Consider the following 18,088-nt stretch of genomic DNA (forward strand, 5'->3'; position numbering starts at 1 on the left):
CCAAATAACCTTCCCCCTCGAAGTGACAAGCACTTCTGCGGGTGAAGAACATTTGGCTTCGAGAGCTAACCACGGTGCCTCCGCTTTTCTAATTGTCTAGCTCGACTCGCAATGCCTAGTGGAAAATAACCTTCCTCCGTCGAAATGCAAGCATTTCTCGTCGGAAGAACATTTTCCTCCGGCATTAGGCGCTCGCCTCCGCTTTTCTTGATTACCCTTGGAGTTTAGCTAAGTCTTCTTTTAATTGTGATAAAATGGTTTTGCATTGATTTACTAATGAAGACGGGAAGTTTTCTCCTTCACCATATTCAACCCCATGAGGGTAATAATGTTTGCCAAGTAAAGGTGTAATGAGCTTAATTAATGCGTAACGCGAACCGACATCGCCTTCTATAGCATATCCTTGAACGCGTAAATAGTAGACGTCATTTTTTATTTCGAATTTCCGATCATATGTTACCCGATCATAATCCCATTGGCTTGCCCGCACAAATCCTAGATTTTCCATTAAATCGTCTAATTGAGACAATTCTGCTGTTTGATTTTCGATTCCCGTATTTTCCAATCTCATTATGTAATGTCCCTCCTAATAAAAACTTCAAAGCAATTGACCATGTTTCGGATAAATAGAAAATAAAAAGAAATATCCCTTCATTAATAATAGTATGAAAGCGGTCAACTTTCAATCTATAGTTACGGAAATGAGAGGAAACAAAAAATTTTGTTTGTTCGTGAGTTTTTTATGAATTTGGTCAAACTAAGGAACGAAAGGAGGAATCAACATGAAAAAGACAATGATTTCGATTTTGCTTAGTGTGGTTGTTCTTATTATGGGAGTTCCGCATATGGCGCACGGTCAAGGGACAACTACGTATACGGTTCAGCCTGGGGATACATTATGGAAAATTGCTGTTCGCTATCAAGTAGGTCTATCGGAAATTATTGAGGCAAACCCTCAGTTTCCTAATCCTCATTTAATTTATCCGGGGCAAAAGGTAAATATCCCTATCTTAGATGATGTGAAAAGTATTGAAAACGAAGTAGTGCGTTTGACGAATCAAGAACGTGCAAAATATGGCTTGCCAGCATTGCAAATTGATTGGCAGCTAGCCCGGGTAGCCCGTTATAAATCAGCTGATATGAGGGATAAGAACTATTTTTCACACAATTCCCCGACATACGGTTCACCATTTACGATGATGAAAAACTTTGGGATAAGCTACCGGACAGCAGCAGAGAATATAGCAGCCGGACAGCGGACACCACAAGAAGTAGTAAATGCATGGATGAATAGTCCGGGACATCGTGCCAACATTTTAAAAAGAGATGTAACGCATATTGGTGTCGGTTATGCGAGAGGCGGTTCTTACGGACATTATTGGACGCAAATGTTTATAGGGAAATAATGCAGGAGGCGATTTTTGTGCAAACAGTACGTGATGTAATGACGACCAATATTGAATATTGTACACCGCTTGATAATGTTTATGAAGTCGCTGTAAAAATGGGCGATTTAGATGTAGGAGTGATTCCGATTGTGGAAAATGGCCGGTTAATCGGGTTAATTACCGACCGTGATTTGGTTGTGCGCGGCATCGCTGAGAAACGGCCTGGCTCAAATGAAGTAATCAATGTGATGAGTGAAAATCTTGTTACTGTTTCTCCGGATGCTTCCGTTCAAGAAGCGGCAGAGCTGATGGCAAAACATCAAATTCGCCGCTTGCCTGTTGTAGAGAATGGGAAGTTAATTGGTATCGTTTCATTAGGAGATTTAGCAACTAGTTCCTATTCTGATCAAAATGCAAAACATGCTTTAAGCGAAATATCTGAACAACATCATAATACTCATTAAAGGTTGTCTCACAGGGGTCTGGCTTTCTTGAACCATAACGATAATGAAGGGCGTTGTTCTCTTTGTGGCCCATCAATATCGTGGTTGAGGGAGCTGACCCTTTACTTTTGAGACAAGATCCATCAGTGGACTGATCTCACGCGCCATTCACTGTACTGTTGTCCATATATGATGGCTACATATTTTTTTGATCAACCACAAGATTTTGTTGTTGTCGATAAAGTTTTAAATTTAACGAGTTTTCTTTAATTTTAAGTATTTTTGCCAGATAAACAAGGATATAATGACAGTAGCAACGATTATAAAAGAGGGTGGTTTTCAAGCGATGAAATGGTTTCTCATTGTATTATTGCTATTGGTCGGCTTTTTTTATTTTTTTCCTGAAAATTCATCACGCCCTGAACAAAAACAGGAACAAATAAAAGATGGAAATTTGCAAAAAGAAGCATCAGCATCCCAAGGAATTATGTCGCTGATTGGAAAAAGCGCGGAAGAAGTAAAAAAACAATTTGGCGAGCCGGTGCGTATTGACTATTCTGCCTATGATTATAAGTGGTGGATTTATAATCACCAGCCGCAAACGTATGTTCAAATCGGAATATTGAAAAATCGTGTTGTTACAGTATATGTTTGTGGGGAGAAAGTAAATGTAAAGCCATTTCAAATTAATCAGCCAATCAAAGATATTTTTAACAAGATTCCTATTGATTCAAGCATTCCCGTTTCTCTTGAGAACGGTACATATCGCTTTGAACTATCGGAAGAAGATTTAACATTTCAACCGCTTGTCAAATTAGGGGATGTATACGCACAAATTTATGTTGATCGGTTTACAGGAAGAGTATCAAGTGTTCGGTTTATGGATGCGGAAACATTAATAAAAATGCGCCCTTATGAATTAGTTTATCGCGGTAAACTGTTAGCGCCAAAACTTTTATCAGTGAAAGAGCAAAAAAAAGTAGAGCTAGCCAATGCGAAACAAATATTAGACATCACAAATGTGGTTAGGCAGCGTCATGGTGTTGAAATGGTTCGCTGGGATGAAAAAACATCCAAGGCTGCTTATGAACATAGCAAAGATATGAAAGAGAACCAGTTTTTTTCTCATGAATCTCCGCTTCATGGAGATTTAAAGGACAGATTAGTATCATCAGGGGTGAATTTTCAAATCGCCGGCGAAAATATCGCTGCACAATATGTCGATGGTGCTGCTGCAGTTGAAGGATGGTTAAATAGCGAAAGCCATCGGGAAACATTGTTAAATGAACAATTTACACACCTTGGCGTAGGAGTGTTTGACAAGTATTATACACAAAATTTTATTAAACCTCAGTAGAATGACCCGTTAAAAACTTCTCGAACAAAAATATCCCGTCATGCCACTGGCCGTAACAAATAATCGTTTCCCCTTTCTGGAAAATCGGTTTTTCCGTCAGATCTGTCGCCGGAAGTTGTGTTCTGGCGATGATTTTTTTGTAACCGTCATCAAGCACAACATCAATCACATGAATGAAGTAATGATGATAATATCGTTCTTTTCTTTCTTGAACGTCAATAATGCTGCCTTTTATCCATGCTTCCTCTTTTACGTTTCTAATTTTTGTCCATTTTTCATAGTATTTTCTTCGTTCTTTTTTTGTTAAATAGTAAAAGTATGCAAATAGTATAGGAATGACAATCGCTGTAACCACGCCTGTTCCTCCTTTATATCCATTTTATCAAAAATATTCATGAAAATGGGTGCACATTTTCATGAAGCAAAGGATAGTATATGATAGGTATTTGCATTAATGAAATAGAGGGGTAGGTACGATGGGAAAAAATCTACATCCTTCAGTTGAACAGTTTAAACAGTTTGTTAAAAGGCATCCGAAAATGATAAAAGAAGTACGCAGCGGAAATAAAACATGGAAGGAATTTTATGAGGATTGGTATTTGTTTGGAGAGGAAGATGAAATTTGGGAACGGTACAAAGAAGCGAAAGAGGAGGAACCAAGTACAAACTTTATGTCGAAAATTGTTTCATCGCTAAAAAATATCGATGCCAATGAACTAGAAAAGTATATCGCCAATTTTCAGGAAGCGATCTCTGCCATTCAAAACGTTATCGGACAGTTTCAAAGCGGAAAACAAAACGATTCGCATACAAAAGCGCAAAATCATCACCCTTTTTCGTTTCGGAAAGATTAGGAGCATAAGGAATGAGGAAAGAAGTGCAACAGTATGTTCAAGCGAAACCACTCTTGCAAAAATTTATTCGTGAACAGCCGCGCTGGTATCGCCAGTTAATGCGTCAACCGGGTGATGTGCAATTATTTGAACTTGCCGCTCTTCATTATTATCAGCAAACCATCCCACATAAAGTGGAGAAAATTACAAGCTCATTGGAAATGGCTTCATTGATGCTTCATATGTTTCAATCAATGCGTCAGAATGATTAAGCTTGTATTATTTTTTTGCAAAATAGCAAAGACTAATTCGTAAAGGGAGTGATGTCTTTGCTAATTCGATCGATAATAGCGTTTATCATTTTGCTTGTATTCACTGCGTGTAATGACAAACCGGAACCGGAAACAAAGCTTCAAATAGATCCTGCAATGGTCAGGAACGAAGCCATCCCTGTTCTTTTACAAACGGATGAAAGAACGATGAATGTAAAGCATCAAGTAAGAGGAACGGATGTATTTATTGAATGTATTGTTACAAATTTCAGCTTTAAAAGCGGCAAGCGAAAAAAAGTGGATGGTGAAGGACATGTTGATTTATATGTGAACGGGCAAAAAGTAAATGAAGTGTCCACAGCAGCGTTTATTCTCAAAGGGCTTCCAGAAGGTAAACATGTTATTCGCCTTGAACTTGTTCATAACGATTCAAGCAAATATGGATTATATCATGAATTTGAAGTAAACATTTCCTGAAGAACGGAGGTTGTCCTATATGAGACAGCCTCTTTCTTTGTTTCCATTTTTCATGATATGATGAAAATATGGAGGTGTTATACACTCGTGATGATTGCTACATTGGAACGTCTTGAATTAATAAATCAAGCCGAGGAATTGGCAAAAATGATTTTACAATCAGAATTAGCAGAAGAATATCGTCGCTGTTATTATAGATTAAAACATGATAAGGAGGCACAGGAAATCATTCAGCGTTTTATAAAACTAAAAGAAAAATACGAAGAAGTGCAGCGGTTTGGCAAATACCATCCTGACTATCATGAGATTATGAAAGAAGTTCGTGAAGTCAAAAGGAAACTGGATTTACATGAAAACGTCGCTGCTTTTAAAAGGGCGGAAAATGCTCTTCAATCATTGCTTGATGAAATTAGTGTATTAATCGGAAAAGCGGTGTCCGAACAAATTAAAGTGCCGACAGGCAATCCTTATTTTGATTCGCTTGCAGGCTGCTCAGGCGGCTGTGGCGCAGGGGGAGGGTGCGGCTGCCGCACATAAGGCAAAAGCCTCCCTTTTTGTTATCATTATCGATCAGTAATCGTAATCATCAGCTCCTGCATTTTTGCAAACAGTAGCGTTTTAAATGGTGAAAAGGGGATTTTGTTATGTTTCCGAAGCGTCAAGGAATCATTGTTTGGCTATATTCATTAAAGCATAGTAAACATTTACGAAAATTCGGGAATATCCACTACGTTTCAAAGCGGCTCAAGTATGTTGTTTTATACTGTAATATGGATGAGGCTGATTATGTAATGAAAAAAATTGCTGCTTTACCGTTTGTGAAGCAGGTTGAACTTTCGTACCGACCATACTTAAAAGTTGAATTTGAATCAAAGGCTGATAAGGAGAAAGAATATCATTAAACAAAGCTGTTCAGTATAGAAAACGGCTGACTCGGGAGCATCAATGCTGCTTCTTGAGTCAGCCGTTTTCTTTTTTATTAAGAAATAATTATTGAAGCGGCGGAATAAAGCGGTTCATCCGCATAATGCCAATTAAATGTTGGTAATATAAATCCAACTCGGCAAAAAAGGTGGAAGGTTTCACTTCCAAATGAATGATTTCTTGATTTAACTCATTGGCAAGCTCTGAAAACAATTCAAAGCGTTTGTTCGGTTTATAATGCGGATGTGGAATGCCTTCACGGCAAATATATAATGGTTGGAAATCCCCTGGATCTGTAGGGTGTAAAACGACAACTAAAGATGTTACAGGCTGCCTGTTCTTTATCGTATGAAAAGCAAATAGTCCAGACAGACGATGGCGGTTTGCTTTTGCTAATTCAATTAATTCATAAATATCAGAATAACCTTCCCCCAGCTCGATAAAACGTTGAATCACATTCATCTCCCTTTCTCTGCAATGATCATGGTTCTTCTATTTCAATACTTTAACATTCTCTTCATAAAATGAAAATCTCGACAAAAATGTTCGACAATTTATACAAACGATATGTGACGCCTATCTCGTTTTTTGTTATTATTTATTTAGATAGTAGAAGAATATTTCATTAAGGAGTACATCATGTTGAGAGTGGCGTTTTTTACCATTCTATTACTTTTAGGAGTGAGCGGCGGCATTGTTTATACGCAATGGAATGATTATCAGCATGAGATCCGCACGAAAGCAAATGAGCCTCTTGTTCATCACATCATTGCCCGCTATAACGGAGAGTCTCTTGAAGTTCAACATCGTCTAAGCGGTATCATAAAAGACAATTATGAAGTCATCATTCCTAATATAGCAAGAAATTTTTCGTGCAAGTCGGAAAAGAATCAAAAATGTGTCTTTTACAGTAAAAATGAGAAGCGTTTTGTAAAGACGAAAGGGATTGACGAGCTTGAAATGCAATATTCGTTGCCGTTAGCGAAAAAAAAAGATGTTATTTGGCTTGAGAACTGGTCAGCAGCGTTTATTTCCGAGCAAAGGCAGCAAATTTATGTAGAAATGATTGATTTCACCAAAAATAATGGTATATGGATTGCCGGAGCAAAATTAGAAGGACAAACAAAACGCGACAGCTTTACTTACTATACATGGGCACAAAAAGATATTGTTTCGTTCCCGCTTTATTTTCAATCGTTCCAATTAAAACGGACGGTTTCGGAAAACATAGAAGTTTATGCGGGCAGGAAGATTGACATTCGACAATGGACGAAAACAAAAGCAGGTCGCATCGCAGATGTTCCATCATTAACGATTGTTGTATCTCCTGTTCGTGTAAAGTACGTTTCGCCAACTTTAATTGTGATGCCGGAAAAAGAGTCTTTTACTTCCGTGCAAGCCGATTATGTTCGTGCTTATTATCGCTCTCTTTTCTCTTTCCATTCGCCTGTTCAAGAGTGGGTGTGGGATTTCTTAACGGCGATGATGCTCAATCAGGAAGCGATGACGCCAAAGGCGAAACAAGTGTCGAATGAATTGAACCGTGAACTGACAAATGAAGAGAAGAAGGAATTTTTAGACGCGGTTTTTAAGCAGAAAGGAAAAGAGCTGACTCTCCAATTCCTCGACCGCGCACTTGGCGATGTGCGGCATGGAACGACCACTTTTTTTGCTGATAATAGTCAGAGAGAAAATCTTTCTCCGCTTTTGTTTAAACAAAATACTTTATTATTTGTAAACGAACAGCAGCTTAAAGGGGTCTCTCCGATTACACGGCATGGTGAGAAGCTGCTGCCGTTTGTCGAAATAATGACAAAGCTCGGGTATCAAGTTCGTCAGTCAGGGGATGCGGTTTTTATTAATAAAGGATATAACTCTTGGCGCTTTTTTGTAAATTCGAGCATTTATATGCATGGCAATGACCGCTTTGATGATCCATCGATCATTATTCATAAAATCGATAATAAGCTCTATATTAGCGAAAAAATGATACAAGAATGGTTTTACATTGAAGTGCGAGAAAGAGATCAGGCGATTTATATTAATGAGAGATGAGGCGTTGTCTTGTAAGATAAAAAAAGGGGCTGACCCATAAGTGTCTGACCTCACGTGCTTTTCACAATATATAGTTCATTTAACTATGTTATGCCCTATATATTGTGTTGTGGGTCTTGCACTTTGCTTTTGGGTCAGCCCCTCCTTCTATGCTTTTAGGTTCTCGCGCATCGATAGAGCCTAAAAGCAGAAGGAAAAAAGGGAGAGGAGAAACCGGAGGAAGAACTTATGGGGAAACGTAAGTCTTCTCCGTGGTTGGCAACAACATCTTCACCGATGTTGCCATTACTCATTATGACCAATGAACAAATTTGTATACCTTTTACATTTGAATTTTTCCGGAAAGTCTCTTCTTGCGTGAAAGAGTGGAGTCCTGTTTAAGTTTATGATAGGATAAGGATGGCAAAAGTCTATTGATGTGGTGAGTAATGTATGAGGGTAATATCAGGTAAATGCAAAGGGCGTCAGCTGCAAGCTGTTCCTGGCATGACGACAAGACCGACGACAGATAAAGTGAAAGAGGCTATGTTTAATATGATTGGTCCTTATTTTCATGGGGGGATTGGTTTAGATTTGTTTGCGGGCAGCGGTGGTCTAGGAATCGAAGCATTAAGCCGGGGATTGGACAAAGTCATTTTTGTTGATCGGGATGGAAAAGCAATCCAAACGATTCGTCAAAACATACAGTCGTGCGGTTTATCTAATCAGGCGGAAATATATCGTAACGACGCGAATCGGGCACTGAAAGCGATTATCAAACGCGGTATACGTTTTACACTTATTTTTCTCGATCCTCCATATAAGAACAAAGAGTTGGAAGCGCTTATTTCAATCATTGATGAGCATGAGTTGTTGGAAAAGGAAGGATATATCGTAGCGGAACACGCTGAAGAAGTGGAGCTCCCACAGCATATTGGAAATTTAGCAAAATTAAAGCATGAAACATACGGCATTACAGGTGTATCGATTTACGGTTATATTGCTGAAGAGAAAGGAGATTGAATGAATGGCGAGCATTGCAGTATGTCCGGGAAGCTTTGATCCAGTTACATACGGGCATTTAGATATTATAAGGCGCGGTGCGAAAGTATTTGACAAAGTATATGTTTGTGTATTGAATAACTCGTCAAAAAAGCCGCTGTTTTCGGTAGAGGAAAGGATGCAGCTTCTTCATGAAGTAACAAAATCGCTTCCGAACGTTGTCGTTGAGTCTTTTCAAGGCCTTCTTGTTGATTATGCCCGCAGTAAAAATGCCAATGCGATTTTACGCGGTTTGCGCGCCGTCTCTGATTTTGAATATGAAATGCAAATTACGTCTATGAATAGAGTATTAGAGGAAAATATTGAAACATTTTTTATGATGACCAACAACCAATATGCATTTTTAAGCTCAAGTATTGTGAAGGAAGTGGCCAAATATAACGGCAACATTTCCGAACTTGTTCCGCCTGTTGTTGAAGAAGCGTTACGCAAGAAATTTGCGCATCAATGAAAATAAAGGGGCTGATCCATATAAGTGTCTGACCTCGCGTGCCTTTCACAATATACCGTTCGTTTATAATAGTATTATGGGGTTGACACTTAGTTTTGGAACAGCCTTTTAACGTTATTGCGCTATTTCTTTCCGCCAATCTAAGGCAAGCAGCAGCACGTAGAAAGCAAGTGAAAGCAGCGTAATCATTGGCCCATATTCGCTGAGAAGCTGCCAATAATTTGAGAGCCACTCAGGGGAATGTTTTGTTAAAAAGACCGGGATGATCTTTGAATGTTCTTGGTGTGCTTGAAGGTCTTCATAAAACGGTTTCCAAAATACATATGTAAAAACGGCTGCGAAAATACCGTGAAAAACTCGCGCGATGAAAAATGGCTGAAACCGGATGTCCGTTTCAGCGAGAATGCTCGCCACCTGCGCTTGAACGGAAAAACCGCTGAATGCGAGAATAAAACTTGTGATGATCGTTTTTTGCAGCAGGCCTACATTGTCGGTTTGACTTGTCATTTGGCTGCCTAGCGTAATTTCAAACAATCCGGAAATCAGCGGGATGCTAAGCTCTTTCGGCAAAGCGAATATACTTAATAGATATTGAAAAATATTGGCAAGGCGATCGGTTATGTGAATCATGTAAAGAAGTTTATTTAGCACAGAGAAAAGAATAATGAAGCCGCCAATCATTAACAGTGTCTGAATGGAAGAGCGTACCGCGTCGCCCAGCATTTTTCCGATGGCTTGTTCATTTTTTAGTCTTGTTCGGTGCAGGACACGGAACGCTTCTCGGATGGATACTTTTCGCTTATAATCATCATGTGCAGATGATGGGTTCGCTTTGCCATGAAAACGCATGAGCAGACCAACGCAAATATTCCCGATATAGTGCGATAATGCAAGCACAACCCCTATTTGTGGATTATGAAAAAAGCCGACAGAAACCGCTCCGAAAATAAACAGCGGATTAGAAGAATTTGTAAATGAAACGAGCCGTTCCGCCTCAATGGCGGAAATTTGTTTTTCTTGGCGGAGCCTGGCGGTTAATTTCGCTCCAGCAGGGTACCCCGAGGCCATTCCCATCGCCCAGACGAAACCGCCTACCCCTGGGACTTTAAATAATGGACGCATAAGTGGTTCAAGTAACACACCAATTAAATTGACGACACCGAAATGAATGAGCAGCTCGGAAACAATAAAAAAGGGTAATAACGAGGGGAAGACGACTTTCCACCACATATTTAACCCGTTGATCGACGCTTCAAAAGATTGCTTCGGATAACAAATGAGCGAGACGGCAAATAATGTAACAGATAAAGCAAGAAAAATGGTTTTTATTCTTTCTTTCATAAGAGGGTTGCCTCCTGTAAAGAATCGTTTATGAATGATTGCTTTTATGCAGGCAAAAATGTCGTTGTCCAACTTCATATAGTTTAATATACGAGTATAGGCAGTCATTTTAGACCATAAGATTAAAAAAGGATTTTCTCGAGACAAATCTTCCTAAATGGTGAAAAATGGCTAAGGAGGAAAACGATGCGACCGAAAATTGGGTTGGCGTTAGGATCTGGGGGAGCGAGAGGTTTTGCGCATTTAGGAGTTATTAAAGTGCTCGAAGAAGAAAAGATTCCGATTGATTTCATCGCAGGCAGCAGCATGGGAGCGTTAGTGGCTGCGCTGTATGCAAGCGGTCTGGGAATTGAGCGTTTATATAAACTTGCAAAAGCGTTTAAGCGAAATGATTATATTGACTTAACAGTTCCGAAAATGGGGCTTATTTCCGGAAGACGTATAAAAGAGTTTATTCGCTTATTGACAAAAGGAAAGCGAATTGAAGATTTACATATTCCGATTGGCATCGTAGCAACAGATTTGCAAAAGTGTGAAAAGGTCGTGTTTCGAACAGGATTGATTGCGGACGCTGTACGGGCCAGCATTTCGATTCCGGGAATTTTTGTACCAGAACAAATTGATGGCCGCTTACTCGTAGATGGAGGAGTTATTGATCGGATTCCGGTTTCTGTTGCAAGGGAGATGGGGGCAGATATTGTGATTGCTGTCGATGTTTCTCATGTAAAAGTGAACGAAGAAATTTCTTCGATTTTCGACGTTATTTTACAAAGTATTGACATTTTGCAAGATGAGCTTGTACGTCATCGTGAGTTTGCTTCAGATGTGATGATTCGGCCTCGTGTTGAGCAGTTCAGCTCACGCGCATTTACGCATACAGAAGAAATTATCGCTATTGGGGAGGAAGAGACACGAAAACAACTAACGAAAATTCATGAAGCGATCGCGAAATGGAAGGAGTCATAACATAAATGAAAAAAAGAATATACTTAGCTGCGTTTTCTATCGGTGCCATCATTGCGGTGTTACTTACATTTATAAAATTGCCTTATTATGTCACTATGCCGGGAACAGCACAAAAACTGGAGCCGCTTGTTCATGTAAAAAATGGAGATGAAGATGATGGAGATTTTATGTTAACAACGGTGAGAATGGGAAGGGCAAATGTCATCTCTTATGCTTTAGCAAAAGTTCGTAAATATTATGAACTTTATCCGGTCGAGGAGATTAAACAGCAAGGAGAAAGCGACGAAGAATACACGCTGCGGCAGCTGCACATGATGGAAAATTCTAAACAAACAGCGATTGCTGTTGCTTACGAAAAGGCCGGAAAACCCATTACATATAAATTTCTTGGTGTTTATGTCATACGAGTTCTGCCCGATATGCCGGCTAGCCGATATTTGCGCGCAGGGGATCGAATTGTTGCAATCGATGGGAAAAAGCTGCAAACTGCGGAACAATTTATTGAGTATGTCGGTCAAAAAACGAAAGGAGAAACGGTAAAGATTACATTTGAGAGAAAAGGAAAAAAGCAAACGGTTCCACTTGCCCTTAAACCATTTCCGGAAAATCCGGAGCGGGTCGGCATCGGTATTTCTCTTGTTACCGACAGCGACATTGTAACTGATCCTCCTGTTGAAATCGAATCGGAAGAAATTGGCGGACCTTCAGCAGGGCTTATGTTTTCTTTAGAAATTTATAATCAGCTCGTTGAAGAAGATATTACAAAAGGATATACTATTGCAGGAACAGGGACGATTAATGAAAAAGGGGAAATCGGTCCAATTGGCGGCATTTCACAAAAAATTATTGCTGCTGACAAGGCCGGAGCCGATATCTTTTTTGCCCCGAATGAAAAAGGAGCCAAAAATTCAAATTACCAGGAAGCTTTAAAAACAGCAAAAGATATCGGCACAAAGATGAAAATCGTTCCGGTCGATACGTTTGATGATGCGCTCCGCTATTTGCAAACGTTGAAATAGGGGCTGCTCCGAAAGCAAAGTGTCAGCCCCCGCTGTATCATATATAGGACTGCGAAAAGTACGTGAGGTCAGCTCCTTATTTTCCGATTGGAGGAGTCGCGTATTCTTCTTTGACTGCCTTTGTGCGCAAAGGCTCTTGCAGCGCAGATGCATAGGCAAAAGCCGCTTTCTTTTCTTGTTTGTAAATCGGATGGTCTTCAAGAAGCGACACTTTTGAAATGAGCGGAAGTGATAGCTGCTTTTTTACGGTTTTTAAATAGGTCCGGCCTGTTTCGCTCATGCCAAGCAGCCTAATATAGGTTGCTTTTTTATTCGATTCTTTTTGCTGCTTCGTAAAATTCGTTAAAATGTGTGCGCACGTGCGCTGTAATCTTGTCCAAGTGTAGCGCTTCGTTTTCACCATATCGATGAGCTCCGCAAAGTTTTTTGCTTCCATGGAGGCCTCTTTAAAACGATATTCCAAGCCTTCATCCATATCAGCGATTTCTCTCATTTCGTTTAATTCCATTGTAAGAATGCGATATTTTAACAGCGGAAAATAGTCGTTCCATTGATGAAATAAACGATAAGTAGAATAGTACTCATATAACATCTTTTTCGTCGATTCCGGAATGTAAGGAGCGATTTTTTCAAGATGTTCGATGGAATAATGAAGCATGTTCCGCAAGCTTGTCGCGCTGGCAATGGACGGATCGGAAATCGTCTGATCATGATAGCCGGCGGCAATTCGTTTAATCGTATATGGAGTTATTTGCTCATGTTCTTCCATAATGGCTTTTACATAATAAAAACCGAGAATATTGTTTGGTTTCGCTAAATCGAGATTTTCAATTTGCAATTGTTGGAAAGCGAGCGCACTGGCTTTTGGATAGCTGACTCCAGTCTTGAGCGCTTTTTTTAAATACGTATTGTATTTGTCTTCTTGTTTTGCTAAAGCTTTTACCGCTTCAGTAAAATGATGGATGTCACCGCTTTCGCTTCCGAAGCAAATATAATCACAATCCAAAGCAGCAAGCAGGGAAACAGCTCCAGCGGCAAATTCTTTGGCGGCTTGCACAGCAAACATATAAGGTAATTCAACGACAATATCCACCCCGGCAGCCAGAGCCATGCGGGTCCGGGCCCATTTTGAGACGAGAGCCGGCTCGCCGCGCTGCAAAAAGTTTCCGCTCATCACAGCGATGACGCAATCTGCCCCGGTTTGCCGCTTTGTTTCCTGCAAATGATATAAATGACCGTTATGAAACGGATTATATTCAACGACAATTCCGACCGCTTTCACGCGATTTCGTCCTTTCTCATATGAAATTTGGAGTTTTGGCAAAAACATGATAAATTGTATATAAGCTGACTACATTATAGTGTAAAGAAAAAATATTGACAAACGAGAAAACGAAACGTATAATTTTCTTTGTTGCCTTGAGGTGATTTTAAGTGAAATGGACCGTTCATAAGCTTCATCAGCTGCAAAACAAAGGATTAACCATTGATGAAACCGTCGATGTTTCTGATTTAAAACAAGTTGACAAGTCAATTCGCGATATTTCCCCTGTGCATATTCAAGGGCGCGCTGACTTGAGTTCAACAAAGTTTACGTTTCATTTAACAATCAAAGGAACAATGGTATTGCCGTGCTCCCGAACGTTAGTTGACGTCTCTTACCCATTTGAAATTGATACAATCGAGACGTTTTTATTAAATGATTATGATGATACAACTGATGAAGATATGCATGTCGTTCAAGGAGAAGCGGTTGACTTATTGCCGATTGTGAAAGAATTGATCCTCCTTGAAATTCCGCTGCAAATCTTTTCAGAACAGGAAAATGTTGAAGGAGCTGCGCCGCAGTCAGGAAAAGATTGGGAAGTGATTACTGAGGAACAACTGAAAAATAAAATTGATCCTCGACTGGCCGGCTTAGCGAAGTTTTTTGAAAAGAAAAAAGAAGAGTGAGCGAAGAACCGGCATTATCCGGCCTTCGTCATACTTGTAAATCCTTTTAAGGAGGTGGGAATAATGGCTGTACCTTTTAGAAGAACATCTAAAATGAAGAAAAGAATGCGTCGTACGCATTTCAAATTACAAGTACCTGGTATGGTAGAATGCCCAAATTGCGGTGAAATGAAACTTGCTCACCGCGTATGCAAAGTTTGCGGAACTTACAAAGGAAAAGAAGTTGTTAACAAATAATGGTTAACCAGATTAAAGTTGCAAGAGGCTGACCTATAAGTATCTGATCTCATGCAGAATCCATAATATATAGTGTTCTCATCCTATGTACTATATATTTTGGTTGTGGGGTCTGATGCTTTGCTTTAGGGTCAGCCTCTTGTTTTTTTGGAGAAAATACTGTTTTACTTTCGGTGAAGAGTGGCAGGAAAATAGGAGAGTATCGTTAAATTTAATAAAGTGCAACTTCATCAGTGGGGGGTTCTTCATCCCCCACTGATGTTAGTTGAACTTATCGCACTTCTAGCGTCCGTTATCTCCCACCTGTAGAGGTGGGAGTCTTACGGACGATTAGAACGGGATAAAAAGTGAAAGAGAGGAGGAAAGAAGTTGGCGGATGTTTTGTTAGAACAAGATAACGACGGCATTGTTTGGTTTACGATTAATCGACAAGAAAGGAGAAATGCCATTAACTATGAAGTAATGGATTGTTTACAAAAAACAATTCAAATGGTTGAACAAAACGACGATGTGAAAGTGTTGGTTATTACTGGCGCGGGAGAGAAAGCGTTTTGTTCGGGCGGAGATTTAAGCAGTTTTCATCGTTTGCAAACGAAAGAAGAAGCGTATTCGATGCTTGGGAAAATGGGAAATATTCTCTATTCACTTTTAACCGTTTCAAAGCCGACGGTTGCGCTGATTAACGGCACGGTCATTGGCGGAGGATGTGAGCTGGCAACTGCTTGTGATTTCCGCTATGCAAAAAGAGGCAGCAAAGTTGGATTTGTTCAAGGAAAGTTGGCGATTACAACGGGCTGGGGCGGAAGCACGATGTTATTTGAAAAAATGTCTTACGATCGTGCGCTCCATGTATTGCTGGAGGCAGAGCCTGTCAGTGCGGAGAAAATGTATGAATACGGTTGGATTCATTCTCTTTTGCCGGAACAAGGACTGAAAGAAGAATGTAGAAAGCTTCTTTCTCCATATTTATCCAAATCTGTACACGTTTTGCGGGCATATAAAACAGCAGCGGTTGCGAAATGGAAGAATGAAGCGTTTCGCGCTAGGTTTTTTGCTGAAATTGAACGATGTTCCGTATTATGGGAATCGCCCGAGCATGATGAAGCCGTGCGTGCATTTTTAAATAAATAGTCTATCTTTTCTACTAGTCGCATACATATAGTGAAAAAAGCGACTAGGGGGATGAAGGATGACAAGTATGCGCCAAGACGCATGGACACAAGATGAAGATTTATTGTTAGCCGAAGTAGTATTGCGTTACATTCGTGAAGGCGGGACGCAGCTTCAAGCGTTTGAAGACGTCGGACGGCGCCTTTCCCGCACGGCAGCGGCTTGTGGTTTTCGTTGGAATTCGTATGTAAGAAAACAGTATAAAGATGCTATTGAACTAGCGAAAAAACAGCGGAAAGAAAAGAAAAAAGAAGCGGCTGTTCATATGGAACGGAAGGAAACGGCAACAGCGGAGATCGCAGCAGCGAAAGAGCTTACTTTGGAAGAAGTGATCGCTTTCTTGCAACGATATCATCAATCGAAAAATGACTTTCAACATGCGATCGATGAAAACCGTGCTTTAAAAAAAGATATGGAACAATTGCAACATACGATAACGAGATTGCAAGCAGAAAAAGAGCTGCTGGAAAAAGAATTGAAAATTGTGCAAGAAGATTATAAAACGTTGATTGGTATTATGGAACGCGCGAGAAAGATGGTCGTTTTTGAAGAAGATGAGCAAGCAAAAAAAGTAAAATTTCAAATGGAACGAAATGGGAATCTGGAGAAAATTGAAAAATAAGAAGAGTTATAGGCTGTCTCAAAAACGTAGGTTCAGACCCCTCTACTACAATCTCTATCGCAAAGGAATGAAAATGCCGGTATAGTTTGAGGGAATCCTGGTTTTATGAGACAGCCTTTATTTTTGTTATGTTTGTTAGTTAACGCAACCCATTTTCATTTGTTACAATAACTATAAATAGTTAATGGATAGAAAGAGAGGAAAAAGTAGACATGAAAGTGGGGATTGTTGGCGGCGGGGCAGTCGGGCTGCTAATAGCTGCCTATTTACATCGTATGTATGATATAACACTCTATACGAGAAGACAATCGCAAGCGGCTTTACTAAATAAAAATGGTTTATGTTTTATAAAAGGCAGCAAGGAAAAAACGTTTTTCATTAAGACGAAACATATTGAACAAAGTGAGATGAATGAAGATGTCGTGTTCGTTACTGTCAAGCAATATGATTTGCCTGAATTAGCTTCATCAGCGAATAGGCTGCAAAATATTCCAACTGTTGTATTTTTGCAAAACGGAATGGGGCATTTGCCGCTTTTAAGCCGATTCAATAATCGAAATATTGTGCTTGGTGTTGTAGAGCATGGAGCGTTAAAACATGATGACCGTACAGTCGAACATACAGGGGAAGGAAAAATCAGCCTCGCGGTCTGGAAAGGAGAAATAGGGGAAGCTCAGCGTTTGATTGAGCAATCTTCGTCTCATTTCCCATTTTTGTTTAAGAAAGATTGGTATGAAATGTTGGCGATGAAGCTGGCGATTAATGCCGTCGTAAATCCTTTGACAGCGTTATTGCGTGTGAAAAACGGACAATTGCTCGAAGTAAATGAGTACCGAATGATGATGCAATTGCTGTTCAGTGAACTAAAAGACGTATTATCGCTTCCAAATGAACAGAAAGCGTGGGAAAACATCGTTCTTGTATGTGAGAAAACAGCGAATAACCGCTCTTCGATGTTGAAGGATATCGAACAAGGTCGCCAAACAGAAATCGATGCTATTTTAGGATATATAATTCAGAGAGGAAAGAGCATGAACATACAAACCCCTTTATGTGAATTTTTGCTGCATGCGATTAAGGGAATGGAACGAAGGGGGAAGTTCGAATGAGTGGTTTCGTTTCTGGACTTTTTGCGACATTTGTTACGGTGCCGATTGCGGCTTTTATGGTTGTTTATATGCTTGGAAGAAAAGTTTTGAAACGAAAAAAGAAGTCATTTCACTTAGCCATGAACGTTTCGACCGTCTTTTTTATTTTGGGAGTCCATTTTTTGATTATGGCGATTTGGAATACATCATATTTATGGATGATTATTATATTTTTGCTTTTACTAAAAGTATTATTTATGATAGGTTATTGGCGGAAAAAACAAGATGTGCGTCTCGCACCTGTGTTTCGTTTGTTTTGGCGTTTTAATTTCTTATTCTTTTCTTTTGCCTACTTTAGCTTGCTCATTTACGGTCTCATTATGCGTACGATAGAAAATCTGTAGAGCCTTATTTTTTTATATTGCGAAAAGAAATGGTATACTCTTGGCAG

General features: G+C 39.7%; 25 protein-coding genes. 20 read left to right on the plus strand and 5 right to left on the minus strand.

Annotated features, from left to right (window positions below):
* Positions 1–211: 211 nt before the first annotated feature.
* A complete protein-coding gene (locus B0I26_RS00940; RefSeq protein WP_111643598.1) occupies positions 212–571 on the minus strand; it encodes a YugN family protein in 360 nt (119 codons plus the stop codon).
* Positions 572–830: 259 nt separating this feature from the next.
* Here B0I26_RS00940 and safA point away from each other — a divergent pair, with 259 nt between their 5' ends.
* The 3 genes from safA (at position 831) to B0I26_RS00955 (ending at position 3,188) form a co-directional block, all read left to right on the plus strand.
* Entirely contained in the window at positions 831–1,406 is a 576-nt protein-coding gene (safA, locus tag B0I26_RS00945) for a SafA/ExsA family spore coat assembly protein (RefSeq protein WP_409991397.1), read from the plus strand.
* Between the two features lie 17 nt (positions 1,407–1,423).
* Complete coding sequence (locus B0I26_RS00950; protein ID WP_111643600.1) at positions 1,424–1,852, plus strand: CBS domain-containing protein; 429 nt, start codon at positions 1,424–1,426, stop codon at positions 1,850–1,852.
* A gap of 325 nt (positions 1,853–2,177) precedes the next feature.
* On the plus strand, positions 2,178–3,188 hold the full coding sequence (locus tag B0I26_RS00955) for a CAP domain-containing protein (protein ID WP_111643889.1): 1,011 nt from the start codon (positions 2,178–2,180) through the stop codon (positions 3,186–3,188).
* On the opposite strand, the gene B0I26_RS00960 is transcribed toward B0I26_RS00955, so the two are convergent.
* The gene (locus tag B0I26_RS00960; RefSeq protein ID WP_111643601.1) at positions 3,175–3,543 is read right to left on the minus strand and encodes a hypothetical protein; all 369 of its coding nucleotides are present in this window, start codon (positions 3,541–3,543) and stop codon (positions 3,175–3,177) included. The genes B0I26_RS00955 and B0I26_RS00960 overlap by 14 nt on opposite strands.
* Before the next feature lie 121 nt (positions 3,544–3,664).
* Between B0I26_RS00960 and B0I26_RS00965 the strand changes: the two genes are divergently transcribed.
* The 5 genes from B0I26_RS00965 (at position 3,665) to B0I26_RS00985 (ending at position 5,672) form a co-directional block, all read left to right on the plus strand.
* On the plus strand, positions 3,665–4,042 hold the full coding sequence (locus B0I26_RS00965) for a YlbD family protein (protein ID WP_111643602.1): 378 nt from the start codon (positions 3,665–3,667) through the stop codon (positions 4,040–4,042).
* Positions 4,043–4,053: 11 nt separating this feature from the next.
* Positions 4,054–4,293: a YlbE-like family protein gene (locus tag B0I26_RS00970; RefSeq protein ID WP_111643603.1), complete on the plus strand. Its 240-nt coding sequence runs from the start codon at positions 4,054–4,056 to the stop codon at positions 4,291–4,293.
* A 51-nt stretch (positions 4,294–4,344) separates the two neighbouring features.
* Positions 4,345–4,770, plus strand: a complete 426-nt coding sequence (locus B0I26_RS00975; protein WP_111643604.1) for a hypothetical protein — start codon at positions 4,345–4,347, stop codon at positions 4,768–4,770.
* Positions 4,771–4,857: 87 nt separating this feature from the next.
* Positions 4,858–5,307, plus strand: coding sequence for a YlbF family regulator (locus tag B0I26_RS00980; protein ID WP_111643605.1), 450 nt, complete (start codon positions 4,858–4,860; stop codon positions 5,305–5,307).
* A 107-nt stretch (positions 5,308–5,414) separates the two neighbouring features.
* Positions 5,415–5,672: a YlbG family protein gene (locus B0I26_RS00985; RefSeq protein WP_111643606.1), complete on the plus strand. Its 258-nt coding sequence runs from the start codon at positions 5,415–5,417 to the stop codon at positions 5,670–5,672.
* Between the two features lie 88 nt (positions 5,673–5,760).
* Here the strand turns inward: B0I26_RS00985 and B0I26_RS00990 are convergent, their stop codons facing one another.
* The gene (locus B0I26_RS00990; protein ID WP_111643607.1) at positions 5,761–6,150 is read right to left on the minus strand and encodes a DUF7147 family protein; all 390 of its coding nucleotides are present in this window, start codon (positions 6,148–6,150) and stop codon (positions 5,761–5,763) included.
* A gap of 183 nt (positions 6,151–6,333) precedes the next feature.
* Between B0I26_RS00990 and B0I26_RS00995 the strand changes: the two genes are divergently transcribed.
* The 4 genes from B0I26_RS00995 (at position 6,334) to coaD (ending at position 9,241) form a co-directional block, all read left to right on the plus strand.
* On the plus strand, positions 6,334–7,749 hold the full coding sequence (locus B0I26_RS00995; protein WP_111643608.1) for a hypothetical protein: 1,416 nt from the start codon (positions 6,334–6,336) through the stop codon (positions 7,747–7,749).
* 228 nt (positions 7,750–7,977) lie between these two features.
* Positions 7,978–8,130 carry a hypothetical protein gene (locus B0I26_RS18155; protein WP_181502660.1) on the plus strand — a complete coding sequence of 51 codons (153 nt, stop codon included), beginning with the start codon at positions 7,978–7,980 and terminating at the stop codon, positions 8,128–8,130.
* 51 nt (positions 8,131–8,181) lie between these two features.
* Entirely contained in the window at positions 8,182–8,751 is a 570-nt protein-coding gene (gene rsmD / locus B0I26_RS01000; RefSeq protein ID WP_111643609.1) for a 16S rRNA (guanine(966)-N(2))-methyltransferase RsmD, read from the plus strand.
* 4 nt (positions 8,752–8,755) lie between these two features.
* Positions 8,756–9,241, plus strand: coding sequence for a pantetheine-phosphate adenylyltransferase (gene coaD, locus B0I26_RS01005; RefSeq protein ID WP_111643610.1), 486 nt, complete (start codon positions 8,756–8,758; stop codon positions 9,239–9,241).
* Positions 9,242–9,355: 114 nt separating this feature from the next.
* Here coaD and ylbJ read toward each other — a convergent pair whose 3' ends face one another.
* On the minus strand, positions 9,356–10,582 hold the full coding sequence (ylbJ, locus tag B0I26_RS01010; RefSeq protein WP_111643611.1) for a sporulation integral membrane protein YlbJ: 1,227 nt from the start codon (positions 10,580–10,582) through the stop codon (positions 9,356–9,358).
* 186 nt (positions 10,583–10,768) lie between these two features.
* Between ylbJ and B0I26_RS01015 the strand changes: the two genes are divergently transcribed.
* Positions 10,769–11,548, plus strand: coding sequence for a patatin-like phospholipase family protein (locus tag B0I26_RS01015; RefSeq protein WP_111643612.1), 780 nt, complete (start codon positions 10,769–10,771; stop codon positions 11,546–11,548).
* A gap of 5 nt (positions 11,549–11,553) precedes the next feature.
* Positions 11,554–12,567: a SepM family pheromone-processing serine protease gene (locus B0I26_RS01020; protein ID WP_111643613.1), complete on the plus strand. Its 1,014-nt coding sequence runs from the start codon at positions 11,554–11,556 to the stop codon at positions 12,565–12,567.
* Between the two features lie 76 nt (positions 12,568–12,643).
* Here B0I26_RS01020 and B0I26_RS01025 read toward each other — a convergent pair whose 3' ends face one another.
* Entirely contained in the window at positions 12,644–13,849 is a 1,206-nt protein-coding gene (locus B0I26_RS01025; protein ID WP_111643614.1) for a nucleotidyltransferase, read from the minus strand.
* 152 nt (positions 13,850–14,001) lie between these two features.
* On the opposite strand from B0I26_RS01025, the gene B0I26_RS01030 reads away from it, so the two are divergent.
* From B0I26_RS01030 to B0I26_RS01055, 6 genes are all read left to right on the plus strand, one after another.
* Positions 14,002–14,520, plus strand: coding sequence for a YceD family protein (locus tag B0I26_RS01030; protein WP_111643615.1), 519 nt, complete (start codon positions 14,002–14,004; stop codon positions 14,518–14,520).
* A 63-nt stretch (positions 14,521–14,583) separates the two neighbouring features.
* Positions 14,584–14,757 (plus strand): 50S ribosomal protein L32, encoded by a 174-nt coding sequence (rpmF, locus tag B0I26_RS01035; RefSeq protein ID WP_111643616.1) that lies wholly within the window; start codon positions 14,584–14,586, stop codon positions 14,755–14,757.
* A gap of 369 nt (positions 14,758–15,126) precedes the next feature.
* Positions 15,127–15,888, plus strand: coding sequence for an enoyl-CoA hydratase/isomerase family protein (locus B0I26_RS01040; RefSeq protein ID WP_111643617.1), 762 nt, complete (start codon positions 15,127–15,129; stop codon positions 15,886–15,888).
* Between the two features lie 58 nt (positions 15,889–15,946).
* Positions 15,947–16,549 carry an RsfA family transcriptional regulator gene (locus tag B0I26_RS01045; protein ID WP_111643618.1) on the plus strand — a complete coding sequence of 201 codons (603 nt, stop codon included), beginning with the start codon at positions 15,947–15,949 and terminating at the stop codon, positions 16,547–16,549.
* A 212-nt stretch (positions 16,550–16,761) separates the two neighbouring features.
* Positions 16,762–17,658, plus strand: coding sequence for a 2-dehydropantoate 2-reductase (locus B0I26_RS01050; RefSeq protein WP_111643619.1), 897 nt, complete (start codon positions 16,762–16,764; stop codon positions 17,656–17,658).
* Positions 17,655–18,041, plus strand: a complete 387-nt coding sequence (locus B0I26_RS01055; RefSeq protein WP_111643620.1) for a DUF3397 domain-containing protein — start codon at positions 17,655–17,657, stop codon at positions 18,039–18,041. Before B0I26_RS01050 ends, B0I26_RS01055 begins: the two co-directional genes overlap by 4 nt.
* The last annotated feature ends 47 nt before the right edge of the window (positions 18,042–18,088 follow it).

The sequence above is a fragment of the Paranoxybacillus vitaminiphilus genome, assembly GCF_003259935.1.
Lineage (GTDB): Bacteria > Bacillota > Bacilli > Bacillales > Anoxybacillaceae > Paranoxybacillus > Paranoxybacillus vitaminiphilus.

What these genes read in the sequence shown, in the direction of transcription:
- B0I26_RS00955 (WP_111643889.1), top strand. Translation starts at nt 2,178, where the DNA reads ATGAAATGGTTTCTCATTGTATTATTGCTATTGGTCGGCTTTTTTTAT.
- B0I26_RS01020 (WP_111643613.1), top strand. Translation starts at nt 11,554, where the DNA reads ATGAAAAAAAGAATATACTTAGCTGCGTTTTCTATCGGTGCCATCATT.
- B0I26_RS00975 (WP_111643604.1), top strand. Translation starts at nt 4,345, where the DNA reads ATGTCTTTGCTAATTCGATCGATAATAGCGTTTATCATTTTGCTTGTA.
- B0I26_RS00985 (WP_111643606.1), top strand. Translation starts at nt 5,415, where the DNA reads ATGTTTCCGAAGCGTCAAGGAATCATTGTTTGGCTATATTCATTAAAG.
- B0I26_RS18155 (WP_181502660.1), top strand. Translation starts at nt 7,978, where the DNA reads ATGGGGAAACGTAAGTCTTCTCCGTGGTTGGCAACAACATCTTCACCG.
- safA (WP_409991397.1), top strand. Translation starts at nt 831, where the DNA reads ATGGGAGTTCCGCATATGGCGCACGGTCAAGGGACAACTACGTATACG.
- B0I26_RS01050 (WP_111643619.1), top strand. Translation starts at nt 16,762, where the DNA reads ATGAAAGTGGGGATTGTTGGCGGCGGGGCAGTCGGGCTGCTAATAGCT.
- rsmD (WP_111643609.1), top strand. Translation starts at nt 8,182, where the DNA reads ATGAGGGTAATATCAGGTAAATGCAAAGGGCGTCAGCTGCAAGCTGTT.
- coaD (WP_111643610.1), top strand. Translation starts at nt 8,756, where the DNA reads ATGGCGAGCATTGCAGTATGTCCGGGAAGCTTTGATCCAGTTACATAC.
- B0I26_RS00970 (WP_111643603.1), top strand. Translation starts at nt 4,054, where the DNA reads ATGAGGAAAGAAGTGCAACAGTATGTTCAAGCGAAACCACTCTTGCAA.
- rpmF (WP_111643616.1), top strand. Translation starts at nt 14,584, where the DNA reads ATGGCTGTACCTTTTAGAAGAACATCTAAAATGAAGAAAAGAATGCGT.
- B0I26_RS01055 (WP_111643620.1), top strand. Translation starts at nt 17,655, where the DNA reads ATGAGTGGTTTCGTTTCTGGACTTTTTGCGACATTTGTTACGGTGCCG.
- B0I26_RS01015 (WP_111643612.1), top strand. Translation starts at nt 10,769, where the DNA reads ATGCGACCGAAAATTGGGTTGGCGTTAGGATCTGGGGGAGCGAGAGGT.
- B0I26_RS00965 (WP_111643602.1), top strand. Translation starts at nt 3,665, where the DNA reads ATGGGAAAAAATCTACATCCTTCAGTTGAACAGTTTAAACAGTTTGTT.
- B0I26_RS01045 (WP_111643618.1), top strand. Translation starts at nt 15,947, where the DNA reads ATGACAAGTATGCGCCAAGACGCATGGACACAAGATGAAGATTTATTG.
- ylbJ (WP_111643611.1), bottom strand. Translation starts at nt 10,582, where the DNA reads ATGAAAGAAAGAATAAAAACCATTTTTCTTGCTTTATCTGTTACATTA.
- B0I26_RS00940 (WP_111643598.1), bottom strand. Translation starts at nt 571, where the DNA reads ATGAGATTGGAAAATACGGGAATCGAAAATCAAACAGCAGAATTGTCT.
- B0I26_RS00995 (WP_111643608.1), top strand. Translation starts at nt 6,334, where the DNA reads ATGTTGAGAGTGGCGTTTTTTACCATTCTATTACTTTTAGGAGTGAGC.